The sequence below is a fragment of the Pararcticibacter amylolyticus genome (genome assembly GCF_003130405.1).
GTDB classification, from domain to species: Bacteria; Bacteroidota; Bacteroidia; order Sphingobacteriales; family Sphingobacteriaceae; genus Arcticibacter; species Arcticibacter amylolyticus.
In genome coordinates, this window is record NZ_QEAS01000011.1 from 120,114 (window position 1) to 132,646 (window position 12,533).

The window sequence follows — 12,533 nt, forward strand, 5'->3', positions numbered from 1 at the left end:
TCAACATGACTGCTATTGCGATCGACGACGAACCCATTGCTTTGGATATTATAAGAACACATGCCTCCAAAGTGCCTTTTTTAGATCTTAAGGAGGTGTTTACCGATGCATTCAGGGCTCTGGAATACCTGCAAAAGGAACAGGTGGATCTGATCTTCCTGGATATCAAGATGCCGGATATTTCAGGAATAGACTTTTTTAATACCCTGAGCCGGAAGCCGCTGGTCATATTCACCACTGCTTATTCGGAACACGCAGTGGTAAGCTTTGAGCTTGATGCTGTCGACTACCTGCTTAAGCCTTTTTCTCTCGCCAGGTTTATTAAGGGATGCAATAAAGCGTATGAATTATATAAGTTTCGCGGTGCGGGAGAAGAAGCCGATCACTTATTTGTAAAGACGGGGTTTGAACAGGTAAAGGTGAAACTCGAAGAAATTCTGTACCTGGAAGCGGGAGGTAACTATGTCACCTTTGTTCTGAAAGATAAACAGGTGTTATCAAGAAGTACTTTTAATGAGGCGATCAGCTTATTGCCTTCTGATAAGTTCATACGGGTACATCGTTCTTACATTATTCCGGTATCGAAGGTAGATAAAATAGAACGGCACCAGGTGACAATCGGAGAAACCAGGATCCCGGTCAGCGAAGCTTACAGTCAGAATCTTTCTAATCTTATGGCATTACGGCGGCTTTGAACAGGATACAATAATTCAGGTAGCCTTTTGAGTTATGATCTTATATCTTTAATTTTATAAAGATCTTTACCGGCAAAGCTATCAATGAACATTTCAACGAGTCCTTCCCTGGAACATCTGCTGCTTGAAAAAGCCTCTAACGGAGATCGCAGGGCCTATGCCGAACTATATTCCACTTATGCTCCAAAGCTTTATCGTTTTGTCTTTCCATTTGCCGATCAATCAAAGGAAAATACCGAGGAAGTTGTCCAGGATGTGTTCCTGAAGATCTGGGCTAAAAGAGAAATGCTGAAGACAGTGAGAAGTTTCGAGGCATATATCTTCCGGGTTGCAAAGAACCAGCTTATCGATAACAGAAAACGACAGGAAAGCCTGAGAAAGATCATAAATACTTTTGGTCCGGAAACAGAATCAGAGTCTGCACTGGATAAAGTTATCTATGATGAATATAACAGAGCTGCCCAGGAAGCGATAGGTCGCCTCAGTCCCCAGCGGAGACGGATTTTTGAAATGCGCGTCATGTATGAAATGGGGATTGATGAAATCGCCTGCCAACTGAACATTTCCCAGTCTGCTGTGAAAAAACAATTATATGAGGCAAGGGACTTTATTAAAGTTCATTTGCATCAGAGCACAGGGTGGCCGCTTGTTTTTATTGCCTTTTGTAAGGTTTTTTGCTCTTTTTTTAAGGCGTGAGTGTCGGAAAATAAGTCATTGTTAAATTTTCATTATTTTTTCTAAATCGGAGGTGTACTTTTTACAAGCTAAATCGTCTTAGTATTAAAAAGGGAAGATGCCGGGATGTGCATCGTTCGTTTGATACCAGATGGATATAGAATTTGAACGCATTTTAGGGATTTTAAGCCGGTTTGCTTCCGGAGACGCTTCGGATGAAGATAAGAAAGTGTTTGGCATCTGGCTGAAGACGGCAGATACCGGTGATTATAAAAAAGCTTTAGACTATTATCAATCCCTGTTAAATGAAGTGGTCGTCACTGAACCGTATTCTCTTGACTCTCTGGCAGAGATTGAAAAAAGAATAGACCAATATGAAGAAGGCAGGAGTACAAGGCTGAAAAGGCTGCGGCTGCCGGTATTGAAAGCCGCCGCCGCGGTAATTCTCATTGCATTAATAACACTGCTTTACAAATCCTTTAATCCGTCTGAGGGCAGGCGGCCAGATCATGTTGCTGATATAACGCCCGGGGGAAATAAGGCTGTGCTTAGGTTGTCCGATGGTTCTGTTATTGCACTGGACAGTGCAGGAAAAGGAATATTGGCGCATCAGGGCAGTACATCTATTTTAAAATCGGGAGGCGGGCAGGTAACGTATGATCCCCGTTCTTCCGGTACGCACCAACCGTCAGGCGTGATGTACAATGTCCTGAGTACGCCCAGAGGAGGACAGTACCGCCTTTTGCTTCCTGACGGGACTAAAGTTTGGCTGAATGCAGCGAGTTTAATCAGGTTTCCTGCTGCTTTTACGGGTAAGGAGAGGAAGGTAAGCATTTCAGGAGAAGTTTATTTTGAGGTGGCGAGGAATAGAAAGATGCCTTTTTTAGTAGAGGCAGGTGGAGTTTTGGTCAGGGTGCTGGGAACGCATTTCAATATAAAAGCTTACCCGGATGAAGAGATTATACAGACGTCTTTAACGGAAGGCCTGGTAAAGCTTCAGTCGAATGCGGCATCTGTAGAGCTAAAGCCCGGCTATAAGGCATTGATCCCTGTAAAAGGCAGGGAGTTTTCGGTAACTCCGGCAGATCTGAAGGTCGATCTGGCGTGGAAGGATGGCGTTTTCAGGTTTGACAATGCCGATATGAAGGATGTGCTGAGGGATATTTCGAGATGGTATGATGTGGAAATTATTATGGACGAGCGGGTTTCTTCACATGCGTTTGTTGGTGAGATAGACCGCCATTCCAATTTGTCCGAAGTTCTTCTGATCCTCGAAGCCGGAGGAGAAGTAAAATTTGATATACAAGGAAAAAAGCTCATCGTTAAGCCGGCTTAAAACAGGGATAAATAACCGAATTGTTCATCATTAAAGAAAGAAGTATGAAAATATAAACTACAAGCTAAAGCAATCATCTTACGAAAAACGGACTCTGCTGGAACAGAGTCCGTTGAGATCAGCCGATTGGCGTCGGCTGTGTGAGTCGGGCTAAAAAATAGACTTTGAAATTAATTGATCAACCCCAACACAACAAAGGTATGCATAATAACTTATGTCTTAAAGTCTTGTCTCTTACAGGATTTCTTTCTCACAAAATTCTTTTGGTGATGAAACTCTCAATGATTCTTCTTGTCGCATTTAATATTCACGTCTCTGCCAGCGTATACTCCCAGAAGGTGTCGCTGACACAGAGAAATGCGAGCCTTCCACAAATTTTTCAGGAAATAGAGGCGCAAACCGGTTTCCGGTTTTTTTACGACAATAACCTGGTCAGGAAACTGGACAATATAAGTATCAGTGCAAAGAATGAAGACCTGGAGCTTGTTCTGAACAGGTGTTTGAAAGACGCACCCCTGACGTTCGTCATTATTAATAAAACGATCGTTATCAAGAAAAAGAGCAAAGCCTCTTTGACCCGTGATCCACTGACGCCGCCTGAACCGGCGCCGCTGCAGATCCGGGGGCGCGTTACGGATGAAAAGGGAGAGCCTCTTCCCGGAGTATCAATAAAAATCAAAGGCGGGCGTGCCGGGGCGCTTACCAATGCAAATGGTGACTTCGTTCTGTCTGATATTCCTGAAAATTCGGTACTTGTATTTACTTACATAGGGTTTTCGCAGCAGCAGGTAGTGGTGAAGGATGGTTCTCCTCTGGTCATCCGGATGAAAGAAGATGTGACTGTCCTGAAAGAAGCTGTTGTAATTGGCTATCAGCAAGTTTCCCGGAAGACTGTCAGTGCTGCTGTTACTTCTGTTGATCCCAAGGCCATTGCAGATGTTCCCGCACCTTCTTTTGCTAATTTGCTGCAGGGGAGAGTTGCAGGTTTGAATGTCCAGAACTTTTCAGGCGAGCCTGGAGTGAGGAACACTGTGGTATTAAGAGGGAATACCTCGGTAAGCCGTTCTATCGATAATAACCCTACTTCTGCATCCGGAAAGGCCAGTTTGGCAAGAGCGCTGAGCGGACCTCTTTATGTGATTGATAATGTTCCCCAGAGCACTGAAGACATTGCGGCTATCAATTACGGTAACGGCACAAATACAGATGTTCTGGCGGGAATTCCTGTCAGTGATATCCAGGATATTGTCGTGTTAAAAGATGCTTCTGCTGCGGCTGTATACGGATCGAGAGGCGCTAACGGCGTTATTCTCATTACTACCAAGTCGGGTCTTCCCGGGAAGACCCGGGTCAATTTCTCTACTTATCATGGGCTTACCGAGCGCCCTCAGCTCGACAAAGTGCTGACCGGAGCGGAGGAGAGGCGTGCGAAAATGGCCATTTTGCAACTTTATGGGAAATATGAGAACTTAAGGAACATTCCTCAGATACTAACTGATAGCCTGAATCCCGCTTTTAACAATGCAAATGATTACAGGGGAGGTGTTTTTCAAACAGGAATAGTGGATAATTACGATCTGTCGGTAACGGGAGGTAATGATGTACTGAATTATCGATATGGCCTAAACTATTATAATGAAGACGGTATTGTTAAAAAGTCGGGACTTAAGCGGTACAGTCTGAACAGCAGGATGGGAGTAGCCCTGTCTCCAAAATTGAGGATCAGTGCCCAGGTGCGTTTTTACCGGCTGGACCGTCCCCGTTCCGTCAGCGACCTGACCGGGGGATACAGCCCTTTTACCGGTGGATACTATGCAAACAATCCGCTTCCTACTTCTAATCTGTACCTCCCGGATGTAAACCGTGATTTTATCTTTGGGAACAGCAGCATTCAGACGGATGCCAATACCAATAACAGCCTGACGATAAGCCCGTCTATTGACTGGACGATTTCGAAGAACTGGGTCTTTAATACCATTTTTTCCTATGAATCGGCAAACAGCAGGAAGGATACATTTACTCCCGGAGCAGTCAGGCAGAGCGGCACTGGTTACGCAGCCAGCTTTACCGATAATTCGCTGAACTATTTAATGAGCAATACGCTGCAATATAATACCACTATCAATAAGAGCCATAATATTAATATCCTGTTAGGCCAGAATACGGAATTTCACCAGTACAGGTCGACAAATGCAGAAGCTGACGGAATTCCGAATGATCAGATCGGTGTTGTGAAGGTGATCAATAAATTGAATTCCACAGCTTATTCGGATCTTATTGAGAGCGGAATTCAAACTGGATTTCTTCGTCTGAACTATAATTTTAAAGAACGGTACCTTCTTTCAGGAGTACTTAATGCAGATGCCTCTTCCAAATTCGGTAAGGGAAACCGGGTGGGCTTTTTTCCCTCAGTTTCCGCGGGCTGGATCCTTAGCGACGAGGCCTTTATGAAAGGTGCGGAGAGCTGGCTTAGTATGCTTAAGATCCGTGCAAGTTACGGAATTACGGGGCGGCAGCCTGATGCCGGAGATACATACCTGTCTTTCAATACCTATAATATTGGTGCGGGAAGCTTTCCCGGAAGCAATAACCCCAATACCGGCCAGAATATATCGACTACCTATAATGGTGTTTCGGCAATATCTCCGGACTTCTCCGGGGGCCTTTCCAATAATAATCTTACCTGGGAGCATTCGAAACAGGCGAACGTGGGGCTGGACCTTTCCTTGCTGAACGGACGGTTCAACCTGACCGCAGATGCTTATCTGAAAAATACGAGTGAAGGAATTTTTACTATTAATTTACCTGTATCGACCGGATATTCGACTATCACATCCAACGCAATCGGCACCCGTAACACAGGTGTTGAAGCGCAATTGATTGCCAGGATTTTCAATCCGTCCAGGAAATTTCAATGGGAAACCAATTTTAATATTGCGTACAATAAGAACCTGATCACCTCATTGCCCAACGGGGGCCGCGATATTTATCTGGATAAGTTCCTTTTGCGTCAGGGAAAAGCGATCAATCAATATAACGTTTTTAAACAGACAGGGATTTACAGATATGACAGTGATGTCCCGGTTAATCCTGTTACGGGTGCCGTGCTAAGTTTTTATGGTTATCCGTTTAAAGGGGGAGACCCGATCTGGCAGGATTCTAACGGAGACGGGGTGCTGGATGATACAGATTATGTTCCCGCCGGGAATCCCAACCCTAAAGTGACAGGCGGAATTTTAAATACATTTAATTACAAGGGTTTTACACTTTCGGTATTTGCCACGTTCACTTTAGGCAGGGATGTGTATAATGATTATCTGGTAGGGCAACTTTCTAAACTGGTTCCGACGGATGATCCGGATCCGGATGTCCTGCATTCTATCAGCAATAATGCTTTTCCTGATCTTAGCGGGATCAATTACTGGCAGCATCCCGGAGATAATGCTGACTATCCCTGGCTCAATTCTTTTGACGGTACCCGGTACAAATATGCTGCTGTAAGTTCTGCCTGGGTGGAGAATGGAACCTATCTGAGGATTAAAAATATCAGTTTATCTTACACGTTCCGGCCGAAGTTCCTTGACCGCTTCTCTCTGAACAGGCTTCGTATCTATGGTATGCTGGACAATTTGCACATCTTCCAGAAAGCGAACCTGCCGGATGCCGAGCAGGTGGATCCTTACGGGATTTACAATGGCAGCGGCTATCCGATTCCCAAAAAATATACACTTGGTTTAGAGATTGGTTTATAAAATTATTCATGTGAAGATTATGAAAAGACGATTCATTCAATATATATCGGGCGTTATGATTGGAATTTTAACGTTATCCGGTACAGCATGTAAGAAGATTATTGATCTCGAACCTCATAACTCGACTTTTACCAATGCATACTTCCGAAATGGAAACGACGCAAATACTGCCATTGCAGGAGCTTATGCTTTACTGAGATCGGTGTTGCTCAATAATCATTCCTGGCATGTCTATGGTGATATCGTGTCAGGCGAATTTGCAATCAATTCCGGTCTTGATAATGCCAATTTTAATATATCAAACGGGGAATTTACAGGTTTGAATGTGGGGAGGGGCTACTGGAACTGGCAGAATTACTACCAGTTATTGCAGCAGATCAATCTTATTATTAATAAGGTCCCGGATATTTCTGCTGATAAATTTTCGAACAAAGACGATAAGCGAAAGGTGATAGGAGAAGCTTACTTTCTCCGGGCATTTACTTATTTCTATATGAGCCGCATATGGGGAGACGTGCCTTTAAAACTGGAGCCTGATCTGGATATTGACCAGGCGAAGAATATCCCCCGGAGTCCTGCTGCAGATGTTTTGCAGCAATGTCTTAAAGATGTAAAGGAGGCCGAGAATAATCTCTTCTCCGGATATGACGATGTTAACCAGAGAGCTGTAAGGGCAAATAAAGAAAGTGCCTTTGCGCTCGAAGCCCATATCAGGGCATGGACAGGAGACTATTCCGGTTGTGAAAAAGCTGCGGCAGAGGTGATAACAGCGAAGCAGAATGATCTGGTAGATTCCCTGAACTATGCGAAAGTTTTTATAGGGAAATCCACCGAAGGTGTCTTTGAAATCAACATTAATTATTCTCAGAGTGAAGGCATCGCTTTAAACGGGGGAGGTTATCTTCCCACGCTGAAAACTCCGTTTATCGCAAAAAAGACTGACCTGCAATGGCCTGTGAGTAATACTTATATCAGGAAGGTTTATACAGATACCACAGACATCCGCTACAAGACATTCTTTTTTCAGCCTTTAACTTCCGAAGGACAGGTCATCAAATTTTCAAATATCACGTATGCTGACGGATCTGCCAATAATGATCCCAGGCTTTCTAATAATCTGATTATCTTCCGGCTTGCCGATATTATTTTATTAAGAGCTGAAGCGCTTAATGAGTTAGGGCGGGATCAGGAAGCCCTCGTTCTGCTAAACCGTATCCGAAACAGAGCCGGTATAGACCCATACAATGGAACGGGGGGGCAGCTTGCTTCGACTATTCTTTATGAGCGGCTGCGCGAACTTTTCTATGAAGGACATGCGTACTATGACATGGTCAGGACCGGCACCCTCCCGGAATTCAATGAAAATTTCGGGCAGTCGAGAATGGCACAGGGTGGCTGGTTATGGCCCGTGGATCCCGCTATGTTTAAAGATGATTATACTTTGGTTCAAACGCCTTATTGGATAGGCAGGCTCTAATTCAAAAGATTTATTATGAAAAAGTCAGCAATATTTCTGCTTTTAATACTTTTCGTGAGTGGGTTTTATGCGTGTAAAAAGGATTATACGCTTGGAGGCAGTCTTCATGATCCTCATGTGGATATGACAACCTATGACTATCTTAAGTCGAACCGTCTTTTTGATACATTGATGATCATGGTTGACCGGACGGGTTTGAAAGATGAGTTAAATTCAAGTGCAACAGTGTTCGCCTTAACTAATTACTCAATCAGCAATTACGTAAAACTTAAACGCGACTATTTAAGGGTGAGTTTAAATGATGAGAATCTTGTTTATACGTTTGATTCGCTGGATTTTCCGGCTCTGAGAGATTCACTCCGGGCTTATCTTTTTAAAGAACCATTTTCGCTGGACAACCTGACTGAGAACGGCAAATTCAGAAAGGCTAACGACGGAGAAAACAGGTTGATAAGAGCAGTGCCCAGTACTGATTATACGAACTCCAATATATTCCCCGTACAGCCGAGGTACATATATCTTACCAAGATAGTGGCCACGGAACATGATTACCCTGTCCCCACGGATTCCACCGGTCTGTCCCAGGTGAAGCCTGAACAACTGTTGGAGGCCAGGGTACAGACATCCGGGATTATTACCAATACCGGTATTGTGCACGTGCTGAATAACAATCACACATTTACATTTTTCGGCGATACACATAATTAATGGTTATGAAAAGGAATATTCAAATAATATCGGCTGTTTTGTTATTAACAGCGACAATCATTTCGTGTGAGAAGGTTCCGCAAGGATTTTTGAGCGGCCAGATCCGGTACAGGGACAATCCCATCCAGGTTCAAAGAGGGATAGTTGCGCAGACTAATCCCGTAGATAACGATGGCTCCAGTGCGCCTGTTACTTACGAATTACTTGACATCCGCAATGCCATGACTCATAAACATGCTGATTCTTTGTATATGAACAGCGAAAGGTATGTATGGACGGGCAAGTTCGACCCCATCAACGATACCACCGTGGAATTGCTTAACACCCGGCGGGAACTCATAAGCGCTCCCTGTTTTGAATTTAATCAGAATACCGGAGCGTTCACCTTCTATGGAACGACAGCAAAGGTGCCTCTCGGAACTTATGAGTTCGATATCCGGGCTACCAATGAAAATGGCTCTAAAGACTTTAAGAATATTGCCACGTTTACATTATTTGAGGCAGATGCCTTTGAGGTAAAGGCTGGTGGAGGTGCATGGTTTAAAGATAATACTGACCAAAGCGGGGATATTGGTGCGCCGGAGGTGAAGATTCAAAAGCTATCGACTGAAGGGGCTTCCGTTATTCTTAAAATTGTTGATAAAAACGGAGTTGCGTGGAATCCCAAAAATAACGAGATCCTCAAACGTGGCGACCGGAATAGTTTTGAAACATTTGCGAGGTTCCATCCTCTTGTGTTATCTGATACATCCATGACCTGTAATTTTGAGGTAATTCCATTTCCTCTGATCCAGGGGCCGCAGGGTTATCTCATTTACTACCGGATTCCCGGCAAATTCGCCAGGGTGGATCCCGGATTAACTCCTACTTCCGACAGAGGTTACAGCGTCAATCCAAGATTTGAATTTCATATTTATCAGGAGGGCACCTACCTTGTCACTGTCAGATTAAAGAACGTTACCCGGGACGTTTTATGAATCACCAGCCTGGGGACTCTGCCGCAGAGATGGAAGGGGCCGAGGAGAGGAACGCTGAAGAAGTTCGTTCAGGTTTAGTATCTATGAAAGATCCCGTTGGCCTTCCGGCAACGGGATCTGCATAATTAAGAATAACAAGGGCTCTTTCAGGTTTTTGTATTACCAGCCAAGTGAGGTGTCGTCGCCTCTGGGGTCGGCACCTCCTTCATATCCATTGGGGGTCTTCAGTATAGCATCTACTCTGCCTATTGATGCCCGTGGAGTTAATTTGTATCCTTTCTCTGTGATCTTTTTCTCCGTCTCAGCATCCAATACTCCGCTTTCTGTGAATACTTCATCAGGAAGCCATTGATGATGAAAACGGCGGGAGGTAACAGCTTCCTGCATAGACTGCCCGAATTCAATCACATTCAGGATGGTCTGGAAAACGGAAGTAATAATGGTGGAACCGCCCGGGGTCCCTACTACCATATAGAGGTCTCCTTTTGATTCAATAATCGTGGGAGTCATTGAACTGAGCATTCGTTTGCCCGGAGCAATTGAATTTGCTTCGCCGCCCACGAGCCCGTACATATTGGGACTGCCTGGTTTTACTGAAAAGTCATCCATCTCGTTATTTAGAATAAATCCGGCACCGGGCACCATTACCATGGAGCCATAAGATCCGTTCAGGGTGGTTGTAACAGATACGGCATTACCTGCTTTATCAACAATCGAATAGTGGGTAGTCTGTTCGCTTTCCCGGGCACTGGGGTCTCCTGCTTTTATCTGCGAACTTGGGGTAGCCATCTGCCAGTTCAGGTCGCTCATTCTTTGCCGGATGTAATCCTTGTTCAGCAGTCCGGCCACAGGTACCTTATAAAAGTCAGGATCACCCAGATGGGTGGCCCTGTCGGCATATGCCCTGCGCTCCGCTTCAACGATCAGCCGGACGGTGGAGTCCTGGTTGTGTCCCCACCGCTTCATTGGAAAGGGTTCGACGGATTGCAGTAACTGAACCAGAGCAATTCCCCCGCTTGAAGAAGGAGGCATCGTAATGATTTTATAATCTTTATATTTTCCGGTTATCGGGGTTCTCCAGAGCGCCTGGTAGTCCTTGAGGTCTTTGTAGCTGATAAGCCCGCCTCCCCGTTTCATTTCCTTCACGATATGCCCGGCAACGGAACCTTCATAAAAACCGGCTCTTCCTTTATCCCTGATCTGTTCAAATGTATTTGCCAGCTCTGCCTGAATAAGTATATCGCCTTTCTCCCAGCTTCCCTCTTTTAAAAGCGACATGCCGGAAGGGTTTTGTTTTTGGAACATAGTCCTGTTCCTGTTGAACTCGGCGGCTTGTTTGGCAGTTATGGGAAATCCATTTCTGGCAAGATCCACAGAAGGCTGGACTACATCTTTCCAGCTGAGCTTGCCATATCGTTTATGGGCTTTCACCATGCCGTCGACCGTGCCAGGTACGCCGGCTGCCAGATGGCCATAGAGGCTCTTTTCTGTAATGGCTTTTCCCTGCTCATCAAGATACATGTCCCGGCTCGCCAGTCCGGGGGCTTTTTCCCGGTAATCAAGGGATGCAATGTTCCCCTTATGATCCCTGTAAACAAGGAACCCTCCTCCTCCGATATTTCCTGCATTTGGGTATACGACAGCCAGGGCAAACTGTACGGCAACTGCTGCGTCAATGGCGTTCCCTCCTTTTTTCAGGATTGCGAGTCCTACCTTTGACGCTTCAGGATGAGCGGATACAACCACTCCATTCTTATAGAATTGCTGGGCTGATACAGTCTGAACAAACAGAACGGCAGCAAATAATGAATTGTAAATGAATCTCACTTGATGTATGGTTATTGATTATACTGATAGACAGTTTGCGACGTAAGAGGGACCGCCGGCCAGTAAAAAAAATATCATTTCCGGCGGTACTTCAGGCCTGCAAAATAGTCTATTCAGATAAACAGTATAAAAAATCAGTAAATGAAAAATCGTAATTGTATTATCTTTTTATTGCTTTTCATCTCTCAGACTGTCTTCGGGCAGGCTTGGGTATCCGGCAAATCATATTTCGACAATGAAAAATGGACCGAGTTTATTCCCGGAGATATGCCTTTGGTTATCAGTGTTCCTCACGGAGGAGATATCCTGTTGCCTGAAGTTCCTCTCCGTGCTTGTGAGGGAGCTGTTACTGTAACTGATAGCAGAACTGTTGAGCTGGCCAGAGAGATCCAGGATGCTTTTCAGAGAAAATACAAAATGCGTCCTTATATAGTAATATGCCATTTATCAAGGAAAGCCGTCGATCAGAACCGTGAGATAGCGTCAGGGACCTGCGGCAATGAAATGATGAAGAAACCCTGGCAGCAATTTCACGACTATATTGATACCGCACTTTCTCTTGCAGTCAGGAAATTTGGATTGTCTGTATATATAGATTTGCATGGACATGGACATCCCATACAACGGCTTGAACTGGGATACGGGATCAACGGTAATGAATTACCAAGGCTTTCCGGCGGGGGTGATACAAAGGACCTTGCTGAAAAATCATCACTGAACAATCTTTTAAGCCTGAACAGCAGTGCAAATTTCGAAGACCTGATGATTGGTGATTACTCTTTCGGGACTCTCATTACAGATAAAGGCAGCCCTGCTATACCGGGTAAACAAATGAAGGAGTTAAATGAAGGTGAGAAGTACTTTAACGGGGGATATAATACACGGAGATATACGTCAAAGGACTATCCCAGAGTTTTTGGCTGGCAGATCGAATCAAATTATAAGGGGGTGAGAGACCCGTCAGGCAGGCCTGCCTTTGCTGCTGCATTTGCTGAAGCGTTCATGATTTTTCTGCGTAAGAATACTTCCGTTGCGTTATAGGTTGTAGATTTGATTGTTTTGTTTGTGCAGGCCCGGTTTATCCGG

The 12,533-nt window shown here is 44.7% G+C and carries 9 protein-coding genes; 8 read left to right on the forward strand and 1 reads right to left on the reverse strand.

From position 1 onward, the window contains the following. The 7 genes from DDR33_RS14270 to DDR33_RS14300 all read left to right on the forward strand — a co-directional run. The coding region (locus tag DDR33_RS14270; protein ID WP_317047449.1) for a LytR/AlgR family response regulator transcription factor at positions 1-695 on the forward strand (695 nt) is incomplete at its 5' end. Positions 696-779: 84 nt separating this feature from the next. Next, the gene (locus DDR33_RS14275; RefSeq protein ID WP_109416480.1) at positions 780-1,391 is read left to right on the forward strand and encodes an RNA polymerase sigma factor; all 612 of its coding nucleotides are present in this window, start codon (positions 780-782) and stop codon (positions 1,389-1,391) included. Between the two features lie 130 nt (positions 1,392-1,521). Then, positions 1,522-2,706 (forward strand): FecR family protein, encoded by a 1,185-nt coding sequence (locus DDR33_RS14280; protein ID WP_109416481.1) that lies wholly within the window; start codon positions 1,522-1,524, stop codon positions 2,704-2,706. Positions 2,707-2,975: 269 nt separating this feature from the next. Continuing rightward, positions 2,976-6,458: a TonB-dependent receptor gene (locus DDR33_RS14285; protein ID WP_238387805.1), complete on the forward strand. Its 3,483-nt coding sequence runs from the start codon at positions 2,976-2,978 to the stop codon at positions 6,456-6,458. A gap of 55 nt (positions 6,459-6,513) precedes the next feature. Next, positions 6,514-7,935, forward strand: coding sequence for a RagB/SusD family nutrient uptake outer membrane protein (locus DDR33_RS14290; RefSeq protein WP_238387806.1), 1,422 nt, complete (start codon positions 6,514-6,516; stop codon positions 7,933-7,935). Between the two features lie 15 nt (positions 7,936-7,950). Further along, entirely contained in the window at positions 7,951-8,643 is a 693-nt protein-coding gene (locus DDR33_RS14295) for a hypothetical protein (RefSeq protein ID WP_109416484.1), read from the forward strand. A gap of 5 nt (positions 8,644-8,648) precedes the next feature. After that, positions 8,649-9,620 carry a DUF5007 domain-containing protein gene (locus DDR33_RS14300; protein ID WP_238387807.1) on the forward strand — a complete coding sequence of 324 codons (972 nt, stop codon included), beginning with the start codon at positions 8,649-8,651 and terminating at the stop codon, positions 9,618-9,620. 159 nt (positions 9,621-9,779) lie between these two features. Here DDR33_RS14300 and ggt read toward each other — a convergent pair whose 3' ends face one another. Beyond that, positions 9,780-11,438, reverse strand: coding sequence for a gamma-glutamyltransferase (gene ggt / locus DDR33_RS14305; RefSeq protein ID WP_394341114.1), 1,659 nt, complete (start codon positions 11,436-11,438; stop codon positions 9,780-9,782). 150 nt (positions 11,439-11,588) lie between these two features. On the opposite strand from ggt, the gene DDR33_RS14310 reads away from it, so the two are divergent. Continuing rightward, on the forward strand, positions 11,589-12,488 hold the full coding sequence (locus DDR33_RS14310; protein ID WP_146198775.1) for a hypothetical protein: 900 nt from the start codon (positions 11,589-11,591) through the stop codon (positions 12,486-12,488). Positions 12,489-12,533 lie beyond the last annotated feature (45 nt).